We start from the raw sequence: 18,717 nt of genomic DNA, 5'->3' as shown, positions 1-18,717 counted from the left end.
GTTACTCCTCCTTGTGGCTACTTGGCCCCGAGCAGCTGTTCCTTCACGTGCACCATCTGGGTCAGCAGCGTGCAGTATGGCGTCGCAATTCCGTACTTTTGCCCCTTACGCGCCACTGCCCCGTTGATGAAGCCAATCTCGGTGCGCCGGTGGTGCTGCACCAGGTCTTGGTGCATGGATGGGTAGTGATCCGCGATGTCGGCGGTGAAGGTTGCCGCCACGTGCTGGTAGACTTCCTCGGTATCCAGCTTGATGCCCTCTTTAACCGCCACGGCCGCGAATTCCGCGATGATGGTGTGCAGCAAAGCTGGTGCCTCGGCTGTCTTGCCGAGTTCACCGATGTTGCAGTCAAGCAGGGCACACAGGCAGTTCAGCGTGCCGTTGACGCAGGCCTTGCGCCAGATGGAGTACTTAACGTTTTCGCTGTAGTGCGGGTTCAAGCCGGCACCTTGGAAAATATCGACGACCTGCTGGGCAAAATCCTTGCCGGCAGGTTCGAAGTTCTGCAGTTCGACTTCGCCATCACCGAGGAGTTCAACCTGCCCGGGGCCGGTCATGCCGGCGGTCCACATGGTAATCCCCAAGATGAGGTGGTCCTTGGCAACAAATTCCTCGAGCACGTCTTCATGGCCGATGCCGTTGAGCAGGCACAGCACGTAGGTATCCTTGCCGATGAGGGCACGGACCTGGCTGAAGGTCGCAGTCAGCTGGTTGGACTTCAAGAAGACCACAATCAGGTCTGCCTGTAGCCCGGCCTGTGCGACTTCTGCTGGCGTGTAGATTGGCATTTTGGCTGCAACCTGCTTGCCGTTAAAGTTCGCCTGAATCCCGTTTTGGCGGATTGCGTCGACGTTTGCCTGCCAGCCATCAACCAGCGTCACGTCGTTACCTGCTTGGTGCAACATCAAGGCGAAGCGGCTACCCATGCCGCCAACACCTAATACAGTAATTTTCAAAGTGAACATCTCCTTGCCTTCATCATAGCGCGGGGAGATGGTGGGCAAAAGGTTGTAACTAATTTACACAGTTAACGTGGTGTGCTGATGTGGCGAAAATGGGCTGCAAATAGCGGCACATAGCGTTTTCCGTGGTGCGGCGGGGTCTTACAATGCCGTGAAGTTAATTACAAAAGCACAAATTTTTGGTGATATTTCCCGGGAAATAAATCAGTTTTGCAGCGTGTGCGTGCGCCGCCACATGCCGCGCAGCACCAGAATCAGCCCAACATTCACCGCCAAACCGACAGTCAGGGCGATATAAAACGGTCCTAGTGGCCGCGATAGACCGATTAGTGGGTCGAACACGCCGAGCCCGGGAGCGATGCGTTCAATGTGTAGCGTCATCGTTAGGGCCCCAGTCAGGGCCCCAGTCGTAACGTTGGCGATAATCATCGGTACTGGCGCCGTCAGCAGATACGGAATTGCGGGTTCACTGGCGACGGTCATGCCGACAAGTAGCGTGCTTAGGCGACTGGTCCGTTCAGTGGGGGTGAATAGTTGCGGTTGCAGCCACCCAGCAATGGCGGCACTCATGGGTGCAAGCAGCGGCACGACGCCGGCGATACCGAACCAAGTGTAGACGTGGCTGCTAAGGAGGGTGAAGGCAAATAGCCAAGCCGTTTTATTGAGCGGGCCCCCCAGATCTGCCGCTAACATGCCGCCGACGATTGCACCGCCTAGTGCCGTGTATGCAGGCGGAATGACACGCAGAAGGTGGAGCAGGCCGGACATGACTGCGGCGAGCACGGGGCCGATGATGAAGTAGGTGCTGCTGGTCAGTAGTAGTAACAATATGAACGGCCACAGCAGGGTGTCGACAGTTGCCCGCATTGATTTGGGTAGGGGCACCTGGTTGCGCAGCAGACGCATGGCGTAACCGCCCTCTAGGCCAATGAGGACGGCACCCAAAAAGCCTGCACCGCCCCTGGTTCCCAGCAGTGCCGGGGTATTGGCGAGATAGCTGGCTAGAAACGCGGGGGCGACGGCGGGATTGCCCCCAAGATGTCGGGCAATGGCCCCGCCGAGCACCGGAATCATCAACGTGAAACCCAAACCGCCCACACTGTTCAGCAGCCAAACGATGTTGCCGGGGTGTCCTGCGTGCGCGGCCACTGCGGTCAGCCCAAGGTTAGCGAGGACGTTGCCCAAGGCGAGCAGCAGGCCACCGCCAATAATGAAGGGCAGAGCGGCATTCACCCCGGCCATGATTGCGGTCATGGGCGTTTGTTTAGTTGCAGAAGTACTGGTGATTGATTTTGGTGTTTCTGAAGCCATGTTAGTCCTCGCACTTTAAATTCGCGGGCAAAACCCGTTTGATTTTGAGTTTATAGTGCATGTTTTTGTGCCTTTGCGCAATAGTTGGTCTGGAAGTTTTGCGTACGATGTTAAAAATACATTCAGTGTGGGTAGCAGCAATGATACGGTTATGCGGTGTAATTGATGTTTGATTAGGTTACGCGCAAAATGCGGACTATGGGAGTGATACGCCATTTTTAATTGATTAATTTCTAAGTTCTTTTTTTATAGTTGGGTAATAATGTTTGTGATTAGTGAAAATGCAAATGTGCATAAATTGAGTGTGTCATTGTGATAATTGCCGTTAATAATATTGACTGACTGAAATCATTTAGTGTGCCTTTAATACCACTACTTTGATAAATGTGAATTGGATGTTATATAAAGTGTTATGCTTTAAATTAACAAGAAAGCGCTTTACAATGTGGGTGTTGGAACAAATATATATATTAATTTGTTTTGCAGAGATTTATAAAAATGGAACGGGGGGTTGGTTGTATGGTTAAGTTCATCGTGAACTACTCGGCCATGAATGACCGAGCTTCTGGGAACACCGCTGACTTACATATCCAGCACTGAGCTTTCTATGCAGAGGTTACGGCTATTGACCAAGGCACGTCCCGTGCCAGTAGACCCTTTTTTTAAGGCTATGCTGCCAGAATGTTCTTGGCGGCGTTAATATCACGATCGTGGTGCGTGTGACACTGAGGGCACGTCCATTCACGCACGTTCAACTCGTGTTTGCCGTCATCGTAGCCACATTCAGAACAGCGTTGCGATGTTTTATACGGTGAAACTGCCGTCACCTCTTTACCATACCAAGCTGCTTTGTACTCAAGCATCAGGCGGAGTTCACGCCACGATTGATTGGCAATTGCCCGTGCCAGGTTGTGGTTACGCAGAAGACCCTTGGTTTTCAGGTCTTCAAGCTTAATCACGTCATACAGAGCGATGAGCTCTGTACTGATTTTCTGGAGGTAATCACGACGTTGATTAGCTACCTTCTCGCTATACTTGGCCACCATCATTTTAGCTTTCACATAGTTTTTGAAATCACTCAACTGTCGTGGCGCAGCTACCTTTAGATGTTTATCCCAAGCAATCTCTTTTTCAGCCAAACGGCGGCGCCGGGCCAGACGACGTTCCCAATAATGCTTTTTCTTGGCGAGTGTTTTGTCGAAACGCTTGGTGCGATACTTTTTTCCGTTACTCGTAATTACTAGGTCAACAACGCCAACATCGATGCCAACGGAATTACCTGTTTTCGCCCATTGTGCTAGTTCGACTTCAGCGACAACGAACGCGTAATACTTTCCGGTGTGGCTACGGACCACCGTGGCTGTTTTTATTTTCCCGGTTGGTAATTTGGTGGCACGCAAAGAAACGGCTCCAAGTTTAGGCAAGCGAATGTGGTGCTCATCGAGTATCGTGATGTTCCCATTAACTGCATTAGAACGATACGCGTGGCGCGCGTATCGCCTGGACTTGAACTTCGGATAACCAGCATGTTCTTTGAAAAGTTTCTGGAAAGCCAAATGAAGATTGTGGCTTACCGCAAGCAGGCTGGTCGCATCAGCTTCCTTTAACCATGGGTACTCTGCCTTGAGTGGCTTAAACAAGTAGTTCATCCCGTACTCGTTGACGTACTTACCGCCATTATCGTGTCGCTTAATTTGCATGTTGAGTAGCTCATTCCAAACAAAGCGGCACGAGCCAAAGTTGCGTTCTATCTGGGCCCGTTGATTGGCATTGGGGTAAATGCGCAGCTTATACGTCTTCTTGATCATCAATCTTCACCTCCTTCATTCTCTGCTCATCAATGTACTTAGCTACTGCGGATTCGTTCGTCATGCCTATGCTTTCCACATAGTAGCTTGGTGACCATAGATGTCGCCCGGACTTTTTCCAGTAGCTTCGCTGTGGTTCTGGACACTGAACGAAGAGTTGACGGGCTGAGATACCCTTGAGCCATCGAACGATGTTGGCCACTGACAGCTTAGGCGGTGCACTTACCAGTAAGTGAATATGATCATCTTTACCAATTTCCATGTGGTCGATACTAAATCCATATTGCTCAGCTACTTCGTACAATATTCGCTTGAGCACAACCTCAACGTTTCCTTTCAAAACCCGATTGCGGTATTTAGTTCCCCAAATGATATGGTAATTCAAATTGTATACTGAAGTTCTACCATACGTAAGCCGGTTAATGTCTTTCATACCATCTATTATAGCGTTTTCATTAATTGCTATGTGCAACTTGTTTACGGCATAAAAACAGGGAAATTCATCACGTCCTTAAAAGACCGTGTTTCCTTGCCCTCATTCAAAAAATTTTGGCTATCAATTGTTATCTGGATTGTGGTGATCTATCAAATGTTGTCGATGTACGATTTTAATCTCAAAGACTTGACTGGCGGTTCGATTTTGCTAACTGTCGCTGCCTTGATTGTTGTTGTGGTTGTTAATTTATTCTGGATTAAACTGGACTACAAAATTAACGGTAAACGCTGATTTGCTTACAAGGGATTATTCACATTGCGGGAACAGTGCCGATTGCGCTGTAGTAAATGCTGGAATCGAAAATTGCAGTTTGAAAAAAGTGACACCTGCAATGTTTTGTTGAAATCTGTTCGATTTTGTTGTTTTACCCCTTTTGTGAACGTTTACTTCGCGTTATAATGGAAAAGTAGAAATTGATAAAACGTTTCCGAAAGAAGGGGCACCATGGCTAAGAAGACGGCAGAAAAAATTGACAAGCACGATCCGGCATTGCGCAAGCGCCACTACACCTACCTGTTCTGGGCAACAGTAGTGATTGTGGTGGCTGTGCTCCGTAAAATGTTCGATAGTTACATCTTGACGGTAGCACTGTTCGGCATCAGCGTGTTGGCATTGTTCATGCTGCTACGGATGGATGGTCGGTTCATGCGGATCCACAAGGCATTCCGGACGGCTAGTTCCATTAAGACCGCACAGATTAAGCACGTACAGGAACACAACGAAAGTGTTGTTGCGACTACCGTTGATCCAGAATTCAACAACCGCAACATGAACCGTAAGCACAATAACCGCAGTTCTGTCAGTGATGACTAAGTTTTAACCGTACCCGCAGTGGGGTGCGGTTTTATTTTGCCTAGATACACAAAGAGGCCGGGACCATCGTCAAGTTGATGATGGTCCCGGCCTTTTTGGCTAGTTGACTGAAGGTGAGATAGATTCTGCGCTCTTCACGTCGTCGGTTTCAATTGCTGTGCGTTTAGCGTCTGCGTTGCGGACCGCTTGGTGAATATCTACCTTGTGCCCGGCCTTCATCAGGTCGTGGTACTCGGCCGTTGCTGTGAACAGCAGGTCGGAAGCGGAGTTTACTGCGGTTTCAACGGAATCCTGGATAACCCCGATGATGAACCCGATGGCGACCACCTGCATTGCGATGTCGTTGCTAATTCCGAAGAGGCTTGCAGCCATTGGAATCAGCAGCAGGGAACCCCCAGCGATACCGGCCGAACCGGTAGCGGAGACGGCACTCAGGATGCAGAGCATGAGTGCGAGGGGGAAGGAAACGTGAATGCCCAGCGTGTTGGCGGCAGCCAGAGTCATGATGGAGACGGTGATGGCTGCCCCCCCAGAGTTGGCGGTGCCTCCGAGTGCGATGGAGACGGCGTAAGATTTTTCATTCAGCCCCAAATCCGCACAGGCCTGCAGGTTAACGGGAATGTTAACGGCGGAAGAACGGGTGAAGAAGGCCGGAATGGCGGAAACCTTGAGCGTCCAGAACACGAGTGGGAAGGGGTTCTGGTGCGTCATGAGCCACACCATGAGTGAGTAGATGACCAGGTAGGTGAATGCCATCGTGGCGACGAGCAGCAAGACGAGCTGGCCGTAACGGGCAATCCCGGAGAACCCGGTGGTGGCGATGGAGTTATGCAGCAGACCGACAATCCCGAATGGTGCGAATTCGATGATGAACTGCGCGGTGCGTTCAATCGTGCCGGCGAAGTCTGCAATCACCGTCTTGGTGCCCTGGTTCGCATGCCGGAGACCGAAGCCAATAATCAGGCCCCAGAACAAGATGGTCAGGTAGTTCGCCTGGACGAGCGCTTGCACGGGGTTACCGACCGCACCGGTGAGCAGGTTGCTGATGACACTACCGAGTTCCTTCGGCGCAGCAGCTGCAGATTCGGTGGCTTGCGGGAATAGCAGGTGAATTTTCACCAGGTAGGAAGCCGCCACGGCTGCGAGGGCCGCAGAAAGGGTTGCCACGATGTAGAGCATCACCACGGAGCCGAAGTGGTTCTTGCTGCCGGATTTGTACTGGCTAATGGCGGAAAGAATGAGCATGAACACCAGCAGCGGCGCAATGGCCTTCAGTGCGCCGACGAACAGATCACCCAGAATGTTGATTGCTGACCATGAAGGCACCGTCAGTCCAAGAATGGCACCAATCACAATCCCAATCATGATGCGTACAATCAATGAAATGCTCTTATACTTCTTAAACATAACTTACCTCCGTCCGGGTTCGCTGTTGCTGGTTCAGTGCTGTGAATCCGAACCGACCCGTTTTCCTGTCGTTAATCTATAGACATGTGTTTTTAATATGTGACCAATATACACGGAATATGGGGGTGTGTCTAGGCTTTTTTTAATATTTTCTTCATTTTCGTCGATAAACCGCATACACTTGTCTGCACACGGTGCACGTTAGCGGGTAGCCAGCTAATTTACGCAAAAAAAAGAACCCGCACGAGGCGGATTCTTTAGGTGATACTAGTGACTACTTGGTCTTCAGCATAACGTCTGGGTTAACCTTGAAGCCCTGCTTAGCGTATTCAGTGTTACGCTTGAGCATTTCGTGACGGTACCACAGGAAGATACCAACGTATGCAACCATTGCAAGGAAGAAGAACAGGAGCATCTTCATGTCGCCGCCCTGACCTTTACCAAGCAGGTAAGCGAGGAATTGTTCGATAGGACCTTCCTTGGTGGAGGAAGAAATCATAGCGCCCTTAGCAACACCGTTCAGCATGTTAGGAGCAATCTTAGCAGCGGTCTGGGTAACGAATGGTGCGGAGAGGGAACCTGCCCACAGGAAGAGTGGCAGTTCGATAGCACCAATAACGATCATCCGAATCATACGACCACGGGTAACAACGAGCAGTGCGGGTGCAACACCCATCCCGATGATCCCACCAAGTGGAAGGATGGTGTTACCAGGCAGAACCAGAGCTTCGAGAAGCATGATAGGTGCCATAACGTTGCAGGCTGCCCAGATTTCAGCACGGCCGGCAATGAAAGGCCAGTCAAGACCGATGTTGAAGATACGGCCGTTCAGGTGCTTAGTAGCGAAGTTGGTGATACCTTGTGACAGAGGTTCAACAGAAGCAATGAACCAAGAACCGATCAGAGAGAAGAGCTCCAAGCAGGTTGCGGCTGTGAATGCCAGTGTGAAGATGTTACCGATAGACTGGTGACCAAGGAGACCGATGAAGATCCCAAGGTAAACACCAATGGCGAAACGAGAACCCCAGAAACCAATCTTTTCGTTCAACTTGGCAGCGTCAAAGTCGAACTTGTCGAGCCATGGGAACAGTACGTCAAAGATCTTGTTGAAGACCATGAGGATAGGGTTCATCATGTAGTTCAAGTGAGTAGTGGTCATTGGGTTGTCCCAGTTACCAAGCAAGTCGTTGAAGGTAGGCTTCATCAGGTCAGAGTTGAAGATCTTCATGATCCCGATGAAGATAACGAGCAACGTACCGGTGAGGAGGTTAGCACCGAAGTACATAGCCAGCAAACCGGTGAAGGACATGTGCCAAACGTCGAAGATATCGACGTCCAGTGTGTCAGTTAACTTGAGGGTCAGCATGATGATGTTGACGATAACCAAGATTAACAGGAAGAACAGGGTGTATGGAGAACCCCAAGTGATAGTAGCCAGTGGTGCCCAACCAAGGTCAGTAGTACCAAGGTGGAGCCCAGTAGCCTTAACGAAAGCATTAACAGCTGGTTGGAACGCGTTGGTCAGCAGGTTGATGATACTGGAGATAGCAGTCAGAGCGATCGCCAGTTTGATACCACCTTCCAAGGCGTGGAAGAAGTTAACGCCGACAGCGAAGGCAATCAACGTCAAAACAATCAGCATAATTGGTGCGGCACCTAGGTCAATAATTGGCTTAAAGACCTTGTTGGAGATGTCAATAATAGTGTTTAACATAAGACTTTCTCACCCCTTAACAGAGAGAACAATAGCAACAAAACAACAATGAATGAATGAAATGATGGAACTATGGAACTGTGGAGCTTTTAGTGAAACATGGAACCCTGAATTTATTTCTGGCGGGACGGGCCCGCCACGTCACTTAAGGGTCTGTTTGATTAGCTCAAACCCTTTTCCTTGATGATCTTCTCGACGTTGTCGTAAACAGGCTTTGCCATTGCGGGCATCCGGTAGAGAATTGCACCGGCATCAACGATAGGAATCTTTGGTGTGAAGGACATGTCGGTCTTCGCAATCTGTGCGTAGATGTCGTAGTGGCTGAGCATTTCTTCGTTGACATCCTTAACCATAACGGCGTCGCAAGATACGTTGTAGCCGCGGCTCTTCAATTCCTTTTCCAAAGCGTCCTTGATTTGGTGGCTGGAGTTAACACCGGCACCACATGCTGCAAGAATACGTACTGTCATAATTATTTCCTCCTAAATGTGTGTTTTTAGTTTTAGTCGAACCGCTTACAAGAATCTGTAAGCAAATTCGGTTATTACTCTTGAGTGAAGAATGTGTTCAGGAACGAGTAAATCGCTGCCCGATTCGTCTCGCCGAAGAAGTTCTCGAGGTCTTCAGCTGGCGTTGTGGTTAAGAAGCCCATGATTTCTGCGAGCACGTTGGCCTGACCGTCGGGATCATTGTTCAGAATCATGAACAAGAATGAAACGTCGAACTTGTCGGTTGGGTCAATCATGTTGTGGAATTCTACTGGGTGTACCAACTTAATAGGAACAACCAGGCGGACATTGACGAATTCGCCCTCCGTGTGGGGAATTGCGACATTCGGATAATCCGGGTTCACCACTGACATATCGATGCCAGTTGGGTAGTTCTTCTCGCGTTCCGAAAGGTTGACCAGGAATTCTGGTTTTACGTACTGTTTCTCTACAAGCTTGTCGGCAACCTCTTGGAAAATCGCCGCCTGCGTAGTTTGCTCTGTTACGAACACCGCTGTTGGGTCGAACAGGGTTTTACTTACTGTGTCGGGCATGCGGCATCACCTCCGTTAATTTTTGTTCGTTTGTGTTCACCGGATTACAAGTCTTATTATATACAACCGCTTTCACACGTCAACCCCTATCTGGCAACTTTTTTAAAGCGGTTTCGAAATTTCTTTCAAACGGTTGACAAGGCTTTCAACCAATGGTAATTTAGTGGCGTACCATTTAAGTGAACATTTTAGAACAAAAGCGAACCACCTCGGAGGTGATGCAAATAGTGTTAAAACGACAACGACTCCTGACAATTCGTAATTTAGTTGATCGTAAGGGAATCGTCACCGTCAACGAGATTGGCGCGGAACTGAACGTTTCGACCATGACCGTCCGGCGCGATTTAGCCGAACTTGCCGAGAACCACGCAGTTATCCGGGTTCACGGCGGGGCGCAGAGTCCCAAGCTTGCCCAGAAGCAAGACCAGGAACTCTCCCGATTAGAGAAGCGCGACTTACGGGTTGAGGAAAAGCGGCAAATTGCCAGCCAAGCAGCGCAGTTAATAGAAGCAGGCGACACAATCTTCATTGGTCCCGGCACAACAAACGAGTTCATTGCGGACTACTTAACGTTGCCCGAGCTGCGGGTTGTGACCAACAGCCTGCCCGTCTTTGACAGTTTCAAGAGTAAAGCCGACCGCTATGAGCTGTGCCTCGTTGGCGGAACGTATCGTGAGCGTAGTGGTGCCTTTATAGGAAACCTCGCAAACGAGATGCTTGAACACTTGCGGACCACCAAGGCGTTCGTTTCGGCTAACGGCGTGTGTGATAGCATCGTCAGTAATGCGAACGCGGATGAAGGCCAGATTCAGCGTCTGGCGCTCAACAATTCGCGCAAACGTTACATTCTGGCGGACCACACGAAGCTGGATACCGAAGACTTCTATGGATTCTACAGCTTAGATGATGTCGATGGTTTAATCACCGACAAGGGTATTGATGAAGATCAGCGCAACGACTACCAGAAGTTGACGCGGATCATAACTAATGAGTAACCACTATATATTTAAAGGAGATCACAATCATGGATGTTGTTATTGGCGCAGATAAAAATGGATTTGAACTGAAGGAAAAGGTTAAGGCATACCTGAACGCCGGCGGCTACAACGTCATCGACGTAACCGAGCAGCCTGCAGAAGACTTCGTTGAATCCTCCCTGGCAGTTACCAAGCAGGTGCTTGAAAACGGCGTGAAGAAGGCAATCATGTTTGACGAATACGGTGTTGGTTCCGCAATGGCCAGCAACAAGGTTAAGGGCATGGTTACCGCGGACGTTAACGAAGAACGGACCGCACACATGACCGCAATGCACAACGGCGCTAAGGCCATCTCCCTTGGCTCCGGTATCGTCGGCGAAAAGCTCGCATACTCCATCGTTCAGCAGTACCTGGACACGGACTACGCTGGCGGCCGGCACCAGGTACGCTTGGACATGCTCGAAAAGATGATCTAAACCAGCCTCTGACTGAGTTTAGTAATCAGATACAAAACCTTGAATTAGCACATTATATGGAGGAACTTTAAAATGCCAGAACTTGATAATGATTTTCCACAGCCAGAATTCGTTGACCCAAAGATTGACAAGCACACTGTAATCGCCCTGGGTAACGACCACATCGTTACGGCCACCAAGATGCTCGTGTCCGACCACCTGAAGGACCTGGGTTACCAGGTTATCGATGAAGGGACTCACGACAACACCCGGACGCACTACCCAATCTACGGCAAGCGCGTTGCTGAAGACGTTGCTGACGGCCGTGCAGACCTCGGGATTGTCCTTTGCGGTACCGGGATTGGTGTTTCCACCGCTGCCGACAAGAACGAAGGCATCCGTGCCGCAATGGTTGGGGACGCAACCCAGGCTAAGTACGCACGTGAAGAACTGAACGCTAACGTCCTTGGCTTTGGTGGGATCGTGCTTGGCCGCGACTTCATCTTCGACATCGTTGACTCCTTCCTCGCAGCTTCATACAAGCCAAGCGACGAGAACAAGAAGCTCATCGACAAGATTGACAACATCGCAACACCAAACCCAGACCAGAAAGACAACCCACACTTCTTCGACGAAGAAAACAAGAAGTGGGCTGAAGGCGTCTACCACGACTAATGTGGCCTAAGCGTCAATAGTTAATAGTGGCCCTGAACCCGGCAGCGGGTCCGGGGCCATTGTTATGTACACAGGGCGCCAGATGCGCCCGGTAATTCAGAACGGAGGAATCATTCCATGACCATTTTAGCTGTAACCATGAACCCATCCATCGACGTGCAATACCCCTTGGATCACCTCAAGCTTGACGATGTGAACCGTGTGACCACGGTGCGCAAGACCGCCGGCGGGAAGGGCCTGAACGTGGCCCGCGTGCTGCACTGCCTGGACCACCCACTCATTGCCACCGGGGTGCTCGGCGGCTTCTTCGGCCAGTACCTGAGTAGCCAGCTGGAACAAGACGGCATTCGCGGCGACTTCGCCCAGATTGACGGCGAAACCCGCTCGTGCATCGCGATTTTGCACGATGACGGCGACCAGACGGAAGTACTCGAAAAGGGACCAACCTTGAGTGCTGATGATGCGGCCAACTTCCTGCAGCACTACGAAGCGTTGCTCAAGCAGGTTGACCTCGTGACGATTTCCGGGAGCCTGCCTGGCGGTCTGCCCGTTGATTTTTACGCCCAGATGGTTGCCCTTGGCCACAAGGCGGGCGTGAAGGTGTTCCTCGACGCGTCCGGCGCCGCACTGGAAGCAGCACTTAAGGCGGACGAAAAGCCCGACCTGATTAAGCCCAACGATTCCGAACTGGGTGCTTTGATTGGTGAAGAAGTCGACCGCAAGAACCTGCCCCAACTGGCTAAGCAGCTGGCCCACCCAATCTTTGACGGGGTCAGCTGGGTCGTGGTTTCACTCGGTGCTGCTGGCGCCTTCGCTAAGCACAACGCGGACTACTACCAGGCAGCCATCCCGAAGATCAATGTGGTTAACCCCGTTGGTTCCGGGGACTCCACGCTGGCCGGTTTGGCCTACGCGACGGACAAGGGTGAATCCGTTGAAGACACCCTGCGCAGCGCGATGACGACCGGGATGCTCAACACGATGGAAGCTAAGACCGGATTCGTGGACAAGAGCAAGTTCGACGAATACTTCACCAAGGTCACGGTTACCAAGCAGTAATTGGGGATTATAAAAGCAGCACTTGTGCAGTGCTGCTTTTATTGTGCCCTAAATTGATATTATTCCCGCGTCAAAAAGTCTGAGTGCAGTCCGTGCTTCCCCGTTGCTTTCCCAATCGCGAGCCGCAGCGCCGTGGCGCCCACGTCCTTGTAGTGGTGGTCGATGGTGGGGATGCCGAGTAGTTCGCCCGACAACTGGCGGTCTTGGCCCATAAGTCCGGGTGTAAGGAGGTGGTGGTCCTTGTAGTACTGGGCCACGCCGGTTGCGATGTCGTCGCCGTTGGCAAAGATGAAGTCAGGGTGCAGGCCGTTCGTGACGTAGTATTCTGCGGCCGCGTAACCATCGGCATAGGTCATCGAGCCTAGGCGCGTGAGGCTGCCCAGCGGGTCTGCACCGAAAACCTGCTTGTACGCCGTGACGGTTTCGGCCGCCGTGGCACTCAATGCGGGATCACGTGGGAGCAAGAGCGCCACCTTCTTGAAGTTGTGGCGGTGAATCCAGGTAAAGGCCTGGATGTACGACGGGCCGCGCTGACTGAAGGCGGCATCGATGTCCACGTCGCCGGGATCGTGGCAGACGACCACCGGCCCGTATTTGCGGTACGGCAGCATTTCTTCAATGGGGATGTTGTGGGTGGTGAAAATCAAACCGTCAAAGGCTTTGCGCCGCAGCTGTTCCAGGTAGGCGCGCTCCTGGTCGTCATCGTATTTACTCTGCAGCAGCACCACGTTGTAGCCAGCGGCGAAGGCTGCGGCCATGATGCCCGCGTTGATGTCGGTGTAGTAGGGGTGCGGGAGGTTGAGCAGGACGACGCCGATGTTCATGGTCTTGCCCCGGCTGAGGTCGCGGGCGACGGCGTTCGGCACGTAATCCAGTTCGTCAATCACGGACTGGATGTGGGCGCGCACGCTTGGTGACACGTATTTTTTATGGTTCAGTACGCGCGAAACCGTCGCCACGGAATGGCCACTGATGCGGGCAATATCGCGGATAGTCGTCATCTGATTTTCCCCCTAAACAATATGTACTCAAATTTAGTATACGCCAGCACACCAAAAAACGGTCGTCACGGTCCGACCGTTTTTTGGTGTAATTCGGTTTTGATTGGCTTCAACATTAATCTATGCGGCGATTTCATTCTTGACGGTCTTGATCAGCTTGTCGAGTGCGCCAGTGTCAGACTTGAGGACGGCGAGTTCCTTACCGGCCAGCTGCTGGTGAATCAGGTCCGCAACTTTGGCCACTTGGGATTCGTCTGTGCCATCTGGGGTCAGAATCACGAACGCGAAGTCGATGTCGGAACCATTCCAGTTGATGTTCTTAGCGAAAGTAACGGCCACAATGTGGATGTGGTGGGCTTCAGTGATGGTGGCCGTGGTGGTGAGAACCCGGCCGTCGACGGTTGCGGCGCCCTGAGCGACACTCGCGAGCAGACCACTCTTAACCAGCTGTTCGTCCTGGTTGCTCTTCTTGGCGGCGATGCGGGCGAGTTCCTTGATGGCATCGAGTTCGTTGTAGTTGTTAAGTTCAACGTTGGTGGTGGCGTACTTCTTGAATAGACTGAGCATAGTTTTTCCTCCTGGCGCCGGTGTTTGCCAAGCCGGCGCAATCAATCGTTTACCGTCTAATTAGCTGGTGAGCAAAGCCTGATGAACAATTGGACATTGGTGGATCAGGTAACAGTGTTTCATCTTTGCGTACCAGTGTAGATTGTTGCCACCCCGCGGTTAGTAGCTGTTTCAACCTTACAAATGCATCTTAAAGTATCGAACGCGTTTCATAGCAAGCGTTTTCGACAACTTTTTTTAAATATTTTTTGATAAATGGGGCTCAGGGTCACTGAAGCCCGGTAAATCGGCGTTTTTGGCAGAATTACTAAATTTAAGTAAGCGAAATTGATGGTATCTCCGGGGGTGTCCTGCTATACTAAGGTCAACAAAGCAAAGTACGGCCATTAGGGACGTACTTAGTAGGAGGTTGCTATGCGGCGGGAACGCAAGAAGAAGAACGGGAAGGTTTGGCTGTGGCGCGTATTGCTCGTGCTCTTGCTGATTGTCAGCATCGGCCTGATTTTCAACGAACAAATTAAATTATTCGTCGTGGATCACATTTCGCAAAACTCGCTGAACACCGCGCAGCAATTGACCGCGGACGACGTGGCGAAGAATAAGAAGAGCACTAAGGCTAACTATACCTTCAAGACGGTTGAGTCGCTCGACCTGTCCGTGGTGTCCAAGGCGGCCTTAAACCGCAACCTCAAGCCAATCGGCCTCATGGCGGTACCGTCCGTGAACATTCACTTGCCGATTCTAAACGGTATTGCCAACACGAACCTGGCTGTCGGGGCCGGCACGATGAAGGCGGACCAGGAGATGGGCAAGCGCAACTACGCGCTGGCGGGGCACCACATCCCGAAGACCAAGGTGCTGTTCACGCCGCTGGAGAACGTCAAGGTGGGCGCGAAGGTTTACCTGACCGATATGAAGCAGATTTACACCTACACCATTTCGCTGGACAAGGTGGTCGACAAGAGTCAGGTGCAGTACATCAACGATATTCCGGGTAAGAACATCGTCACGCTCATCACGTGTGCGTCCCAGCAGGAAGGCCAGCCAGAACGGCGCGTGATTCAGGCTGATTTGACCAAGACCGCAAAGGCAAACACCAAGCAGCTCACGAAGATTTTCGGGGCGAAGATTACGAAGAAAGTTAAAAACTAAGCAAAATAAATACGACGCACTTCCCCAACCGGAAGTGCGTCGTATTTATTTTTTTCATACTACGGCGGTGACCGCAATACCGAGGTGGCCTGCCATAACATTCACTCCTCCAGTAAATGCGCCTTAGTACGCAAAAACGGCGGCACCATTGATTGGTGTCGCCGTTTACGCTAGCGCCCTTGATAAGGTTGGACGCTGATATTTCGGGGACTATTTATTAATCAAATTATGCTTCTTTAGGCTTATCCTTGAGTCCCAGCGTGATAATCAGTGCTGCAACAATCAGGATAATTGTGAAGTAAATTCCATAGTGGACACCATTCGTGAAGGCGGCCGCCTGGTTGTGTGTGGCTGCAGCTGCGGTCCCGAGCCCGAGCAGGCTGGTCGCAACCGCCGTGGCGATGGCGCCGACGATTTGCTGCATGGTGTTCATGATGGTACTGCCGTCCGCAGATTCACGGCCAGACAGCGCGCTCAAGGCGTGGGTCTGGGCGGGGGACATGGCCAGTGGGGCCCCAATCATCAAGATGATGTGGGCCGCGATAACGTAGGCCACGCTACTGGTGCTGCTGGACAGAGCGAGCATGATGGCCCCGATGAGGGCGATGATGAACCCGGTCATTGCAGGACCCTTGGCGCCAAGACGGTCGAACAAGCGGCCAGCGATGGCGGAAACGATGGCGTTAATCGCACCACCGGGCAGCATGATGATCCCGGTCAAAGCGACGGGCAGCAGCAGTCCCTTTTGCAGGTACATTGGCAGCAGGTACATCGCGGACAGGATAATCCCGAAGTCGAGCATCACGAGCAGTGCCCCGGTGCGGAACGCGGGGATGGCGAAGATGCGCAAGTTCAAGACGGGGTTTTCCAGGTGCAGTTGCCGGTGCACGTACAAGGCGAGCACAATCACGGCAACGACCAGCAAACCAATGACAGCTGGTGACGTCCAGCCAAAGTCAGAAGCCAAGCTGACCCCGGAAACAAGACTGGCAAACCCGATAACGGATCCGGCAACGGACAGGAAGTCAACGCGTGGCCTGGTGATGTTGCCGACGTTTTCCAAACTGGTGATGGCAAAAACCAGGGCAATCAGCAGCACGGGAATGAAGAGCCAGAACAACCAGTGCCAGTTGAGCTTGGCCAGAATGAGTCCGGTGATGGTTGGGCCAACAGCTGGTGCGAACATAATGACGAGGGCACACATCCCCATGGCGGCCCCGAGCTTACTTGGCTTGAAGACCTGCATGGCGACGGTGAACATCAGGGGCAGAATAATCCCGGTCGCAATCCCTTGCACCATCCGGCCAAACAGCAGGACGGGGAAAGTTCCGGCAGTTGCGGCAATCGCAGCGCCGAGGATGAAGGCAATCAGGCCCGTGATGATGAGTTGCCGGGTAGTGAACCAGCGTGTGAGCAGACTGGAGAACGGCAAGACAATCCCAATGACGAGCATGTAGCCGGTCACGAGCCAGGAAAGCGTGCTGGTGGGCACGTTCAGGCTGGTTGCGAGGCTAGGCAGGGCGATATTCAGCGCAGTTTCACTGAACATCCCCATAAATGCACCGATGAGCATGCTGACCATGGCCAGGCCGGGGTGTTTAACCTCAACCCGGGCGCGGTCAGCGGGCATGGCGGTGGTGATACTTGAATCCATGATTAAATTAATCCTCCCAATATACGGCCGAGCGCATTACGAGCACCTAGATGGAGTTTCCCCACCCAAACGTCCGAACGAGAGCTGCACGGGATGTGCAGTCGCTGCCGCGGACCGTCACACACGGTAAAACGCGGTGACTGGGCCAATTGGTTATACTAGCAGACTTTTTCAGTTTTCGTAAGGAAAAATTTGCAAGTTTCTGAAAAACGGGCGAATAGCAGAAAAAAACCTGGCCTCCGCCGATGATCGACGGAGGCCAGGAATCAAAGTTAATCCAGTTCAGCTGCGGCGCTATTCCGCTGCACCATGCCCAGAACCCCGCGGGCGATGGGCCCGACGATGAGCAGCTGCAGTGGCAGAGCCATCAACACGTTGAATGCCCACGTGTGCAGGTAGGTGAGGACGATGTTGCCACCGAAGTTATGGGTGACAATCATGCCGAACGCAGACATCAGGGTGACCATGCCGGCAACCATCAGAACGGAGATGCAGATGCCGATGATTGCAGGCTTTGCTTCCATCTCGGGCTTGAAGATGTGGTTGAAGAAGATCTTCTTGGCGGTAGGGCCGACAATCAGCATGTCGAGGGCGATGGCCACGATGAGCGCCAGTGGGTAACCCATCAGGACTTCGAGGATGTAGCCGGACGTGAAGCCGTCAGTCAGGGCGACGTTGTAGCCGGCCATGACCAGGACCATCAGCCCCGCCATGATGAGGGTGAAAATAACTTCTTCTTTGAAATTCTTTGGCAAAATAAACTCCTTATAATGTGGACTTGAGTTTTTGACGGTTACATTGACACGCAATCGCGCAAATGCCCGTGAAATCCACAACAGTTATTCACGTTACCAGATTTTTTCATTCTTCGTAAGCAAAAGTTTCAGAAAATTATTTTTACTGAGCGTCCATCGCCGTTTGTTTCACGTGAAACCGCGTCCGGCTGAGTATTACATGCTGAAGGAATTGGCGCCGGGGGCCCTTACTGGTGTGCACGGGGTGGTTCAGTATCAGCCAGCGTTTGGGATTTAGATGAATGGCAAAGCAAGGCCCGCACGAATTGTGCGGGCCTTGCTTGCGCTATTTAGCTTTTTTACGGTTGGTAACCCGCAGCCAGATGCCCACGACGATGATGAGCAACGCAACGACACCGATGGTAAACAGTGGCTTTTTCGTCAGTAACTGCCACAACCAATTGATTAACTCTGTTCACATGACGTGAACCGCTAAATAAGTGGCTGGTAAATCAGTTCGACGACTTGTTTCTTGGCGGCGAAGTTAATCCCCGCGATGTCTTGTTCCAGAATCTTCTGGTATTCGTCCAACACCTCGTCCCGGAGCGGGGTGAACATCCGCAGCTGGTCGATGACGCCCTCCGCACTGCTGGCCGCGGCCAGGTTGCCGAAGATGGCGATTTTGCCGAGCACGTCGTCCAGTAGTTCACTCAAAATCGCGTCGGGCTTGCCCTCGGCGTCCGTAATGATGACGTTGGTGTGGTTCAGGGGTGCGTGATCAACCTGCAGGAATTGCAGCGCGGTAAAGACATTCATGGTTTGGCCTCCGCTAACTGGCTGCGCGGCAGTCGGTTAAGAATTTGTTATGTTGCCTCTATCTTAGCAGATAA

Annotated in this window: 20 protein-coding genes; 7 read left to right on the top strand and 13 right to left on the bottom strand. The window is 51.9% G+C overall.

Features of this window, described 5'->3' with window-relative positions; all coding sequences use genetic code 11:
• Window positions 1–17 precede the first annotated feature (17 nt).
• The 4 genes from FC18_RS10590 to tnpA all read right to left on the bottom strand — a co-directional run bounded on the left by FC18_RS10590 (window position 18) and on the right by tnpA (window position 4,514).
• Window positions 18–956 carry a 2-dehydropantoate 2-reductase gene (locus tag FC18_RS10590; RefSeq protein ID WP_156300788.1) on the bottom strand — a complete coding sequence of 313 codons (939 nt, stop codon included), beginning with the start codon at window positions 954–956 and terminating at the stop codon, window positions 18–20.
• Between the two features lie 210 nt (window positions 957–1,166).
• Entirely contained in the window at window positions 1,167–2,273 is a 1,107-nt protein-coding gene (locus tag FC18_RS10585; RefSeq protein ID WP_054676787.1) for a fructose-specific PTS transporter subunit EIIC, read from the bottom strand.
• 668 nt (window positions 2,274–2,941) lie between these two features.
• A complete protein-coding gene (locus FC18_RS10580) occupies window positions 2,942–4,081 on the bottom strand; it encodes an RNA-guided endonuclease TnpB family protein (protein ID WP_054676790.1) in 1,140 nt (379 codons plus the stop codon).
• Complete coding sequence (gene tnpA, locus FC18_RS10575; RefSeq protein WP_054677133.1) at window positions 4,062–4,514, bottom strand: IS200/IS605 family transposase; 453 nt, start codon at window positions 4,512–4,514, stop codon at window positions 4,062–4,064. Before tnpA ends, FC18_RS10580 begins: the two co-directional genes overlap by 20 nt.
• Window positions 4,515–5,021: 507 nt before the next feature.
• Here tnpA and FC18_RS10570 point away from each other — a divergent pair.
• Window positions 5,022–5,390: a hypothetical protein gene (locus FC18_RS10570; protein ID WP_054676792.1), complete on the top strand. Its 369-nt coding sequence runs from the start codon at window positions 5,022–5,024 to the stop codon at window positions 5,388–5,390.
• Between the two features lie 99 nt (window positions 5,391–5,489).
• Here the strand turns inward: FC18_RS10570 and sstT are convergent, their stop codons facing one another.
• The 4 genes from sstT to FC18_RS10550 all read right to left on the bottom strand — a co-directional run bounded on the left by sstT (window position 5,490) and on the right by FC18_RS10550 (window position 9,553).
• Window positions 5,490–6,797: a serine/threonine transporter SstT gene (sstT, locus tag FC18_RS10565; RefSeq protein WP_056976262.1), complete on the bottom strand. Its 1,308-nt coding sequence runs from the start codon at window positions 6,795–6,797 to the stop codon at window positions 5,490–5,492.
• 274 nt (window positions 6,798–7,071) lie between these two features.
• Window positions 7,072–8,511, bottom strand: a complete 1,440-nt coding sequence (locus tag FC18_RS10560) for a PTS transporter subunit IIC (protein ID WP_054676795.1) — start codon at window positions 8,509–8,511, stop codon at window positions 7,072–7,074.
• A 161-nt stretch (window positions 8,512–8,672) separates the two neighbouring features.
• Window positions 8,673–8,981 carry a PTS sugar transporter subunit IIB gene (locus FC18_RS10555; RefSeq protein ID WP_054676798.1) on the bottom strand — a complete coding sequence of 103 codons (309 nt, stop codon included), beginning with the start codon at window positions 8,979–8,981 and terminating at the stop codon, window positions 8,673–8,675.
• Between the two features lie 74 nt (window positions 8,982–9,055).
• Window positions 9,056–9,553 (bottom strand): PTS sugar transporter subunit IIA, encoded by a 498-nt coding sequence (locus tag FC18_RS10550; RefSeq protein WP_054676801.1) that lies wholly within the window; start codon window positions 9,551–9,553, stop codon window positions 9,056–9,058.
• A gap of 227 nt (window positions 9,554–9,780) precedes the next feature.
• On the opposite strand from FC18_RS10550, the gene FC18_RS10545 reads away from it, so the two are divergent.
• From FC18_RS10545 to FC18_RS10530, 4 genes are all read left to right on the top strand, one after another.
• Complete coding sequence (locus tag FC18_RS10545; protein ID WP_054676803.1) at window positions 9,781–10,548, top strand: DeoR/GlpR family DNA-binding transcription regulator; 768 nt, start codon at window positions 9,781–9,783, stop codon at window positions 10,546–10,548.
• Between the two features lie 29 nt (window positions 10,549–10,577).
• The gene (gene lacA / locus FC18_RS10540) at window positions 10,578–11,006 is read left to right on the top strand and encodes a galactose-6-phosphate isomerase subunit LacA (RefSeq protein WP_054676805.1); all 429 of its coding nucleotides are present in this window, start codon (window positions 10,578–10,580) and stop codon (window positions 11,004–11,006) included.
• Window positions 11,007–11,078: 72 nt separating this feature from the next.
• Entirely contained in the window at window positions 11,079–11,660 is a 582-nt protein-coding gene (lacB, locus tag FC18_RS10535) for a galactose-6-phosphate isomerase subunit LacB (protein ID WP_082403838.1), read from the top strand.
• A 117-nt stretch (window positions 11,661–11,777) separates the two neighbouring features.
• Window positions 11,778–12,719, top strand: coding sequence for a hexose kinase (locus FC18_RS10530; protein WP_054676808.1), 942 nt, complete (start codon window positions 11,778–11,780; stop codon window positions 12,717–12,719).
• A 59-nt stretch (window positions 12,720–12,778) separates the two neighbouring features.
• Here FC18_RS10530 and FC18_RS10525 read toward each other — a convergent pair whose 3' ends face one another.
• Both FC18_RS10525 and FC18_RS10520 read right to left on the bottom strand, forming a co-directional pair.
• Window positions 12,779–13,720 (bottom strand): LacI family DNA-binding transcriptional regulator, encoded by a 942-nt coding sequence (locus FC18_RS10525; RefSeq protein WP_054676811.1) that lies wholly within the window; start codon window positions 13,718–13,720, stop codon window positions 12,779–12,781.
• A 120-nt stretch (window positions 13,721–13,840) separates the two neighbouring features.
• On the bottom strand, window positions 13,841–14,287 hold the full coding sequence (locus FC18_RS10520; RefSeq protein WP_054676825.1) for a PTS transporter subunit EIIA: 447 nt from the start codon (window positions 14,285–14,287) through the stop codon (window positions 13,841–13,843).
• A gap of 414 nt (window positions 14,288–14,701) precedes the next feature.
• On the opposite strand from FC18_RS10520, the gene FC18_RS10515 reads away from it, so the two are divergent.
• A complete protein-coding gene (locus FC18_RS10515) occupies window positions 14,702–15,439 on the top strand; it encodes a class A sortase (RefSeq protein WP_056976260.1) in 738 nt (245 codons plus the stop codon).
• 226 nt (window positions 15,440–15,665) lie between these two features.
• On the opposite strand, the gene FC18_RS10510 is transcribed toward FC18_RS10515, so the two are convergent.
• Window positions 15,666–17,093: a DHA2 family efflux MFS transporter permease subunit gene (locus tag FC18_RS10510; protein ID WP_056976258.1), complete on the bottom strand. Its 1,428-nt coding sequence runs from the start codon at window positions 17,091–17,093 to the stop codon at window positions 15,666–15,668.
• Between the two features lie 272 nt (window positions 17,094–17,365).
• Window positions 17,366–17,848, bottom strand: a complete 483-nt coding sequence (locus FC18_RS10505; protein ID WP_054676831.1) for a DUF2798 domain-containing protein — start codon at window positions 17,846–17,848, stop codon at window positions 17,366–17,368.
• Window positions 17,849–18,125: 277 nt separating this feature from the next.
• Here FC18_RS10505 and FC18_RS12160 point away from each other — a divergent pair, with 277 nt between their 5' ends.
• A complete protein-coding gene (locus tag FC18_RS12160) occupies window positions 18,126–18,275 on the top strand; it encodes a hypothetical protein (protein WP_156300790.1) in 150 nt (49 codons plus the stop codon).
• Window positions 18,276–18,319: 44 nt separating this feature from the next.
• On the opposite strand, the gene FC18_RS10500 is transcribed toward FC18_RS12160, so the two are convergent.
• Window positions 18,320–18,643, bottom strand: a complete 324-nt coding sequence (locus FC18_RS10500) for a hypothetical protein (RefSeq protein ID WP_054676833.1) — start codon at window positions 18,641–18,643, stop codon at window positions 18,320–18,322.
• Between the last annotated feature and the right edge of the window lie 74 nt (window positions 18,644–18,717).

It is taken from the genome of Lacticaseibacillus sharpeae JCM 1186 = DSM 20505, from assembly GCF_001436225.1.
Classification (GTDB): domain Bacteria; phylum Bacillota; class Bacilli; order Lactobacillales; family Lactobacillaceae; genus Lacticaseibacillus; species Lacticaseibacillus sharpeae.
Note: the sequence above shows the minus strand (reverse complement) of the source record. Positions and strands in the feature narration are given on the sequence as shown.

What these genes read in the sequence shown, in the direction of transcription:
- FC18_RS10585 (WP_054676787.1), bottom strand. Translation starts at nt 2,273, where the DNA reads ATGGCTTCAGAAACACCAAAATCAATCACCAGTACTTCTGCAACTAAA.
- FC18_RS10580 (WP_054676790.1), bottom strand. Translation starts at nt 4,081, where the DNA reads ATGATCAAGAAGACGTATAAGCTGCGCATTTACCCCAATGCCAATCAA.
- tnpA (WP_054677133.1), bottom strand. Translation starts at nt 4,514, where the DNA reads ATGAAAGACATTAACCGGCTTACGTATGGTAGAACTTCAGTATACAAT.
- FC18_RS10570 (WP_054676792.1), top strand. Translation starts at nt 5,022, where the DNA reads ATGGCTAAGAAGACGGCAGAAAAAATTGACAAGCACGATCCGGCATTG.
- sstT (WP_056976262.1), bottom strand. Translation starts at nt 6,797, where the DNA reads ATGTTTAAGAAGTATAAGAGCATTTCATTGATTGTACGCATCATGATT.
- FC18_RS10560 (WP_054676795.1), bottom strand. Translation starts at nt 8,511, where the DNA reads ATGTTAAACACTATTATTGACATCTCCAACAAGGTCTTTAAGCCAATT.
- FC18_RS10555 (WP_054676798.1), bottom strand. Translation starts at nt 8,981, where the DNA reads ATGACAGTACGTATTCTTGCAGCATGTGGTGCCGGTGTTAACTCCAGC.
- FC18_RS10550 (WP_054676801.1), bottom strand. Translation starts at nt 9,553, where the DNA reads ATGCCCGACACAGTAAGTAAAACCCTGTTCGACCCAACAGCGGTGTTC.
- lacA (WP_054676805.1), top strand. Translation starts at nt 10,578, where the DNA reads ATGGATGTTGTTATTGGCGCAGATAAAAATGGATTTGAACTGAAGGAA.
- lacB (WP_082403838.1), top strand. Translation starts at nt 11,079, where the DNA reads ATGCCAGAACTTGATAATGATTTTCCACAGCCAGAATTCGTTGACCCA.
- FC18_RS10530 (WP_054676808.1), top strand. Translation starts at nt 11,778, where the DNA reads ATGACCATTTTAGCTGTAACCATGAACCCATCCATCGACGTGCAATAC.
- FC18_RS10525 (WP_054676811.1), bottom strand. Translation starts at nt 13,720, where the DNA reads ATGACGACTATCCGCGATATTGCCCGCATCAGTGGCCATTCCGTGGCG.
- FC18_RS10520 (WP_054676825.1), bottom strand. Translation starts at nt 14,287, where the DNA reads ATGCTCAGTCTATTCAAGAAGTACGCCACCACCAACGTTGAACTTAAC.
- FC18_RS10515 (WP_056976260.1), top strand. Translation starts at nt 14,702, where the DNA reads ATGCGGCGGGAACGCAAGAAGAAGAACGGGAAGGTTTGGCTGTGGCGC.
- FC18_RS10510 (WP_056976258.1), bottom strand. Translation starts at nt 17,093, where the DNA reads ATGGATTCAAGTATCACCACCGCCATGCCCGCTGACCGCGCCCGGGTT.
- FC18_RS12160 (WP_156300790.1), top strand. Translation starts at nt 18,126, where the DNA reads ATGAATGGCAAAGCAAGGCCCGCACGAATTGTGCGGGCCTTGCTTGCG.
- FC18_RS10500 (WP_054676833.1), bottom strand. Translation starts at nt 18,643, where the DNA reads ATGAATGTCTTTACCGCGCTGCAATTCCTGCAGGTTGATCACGCACCC.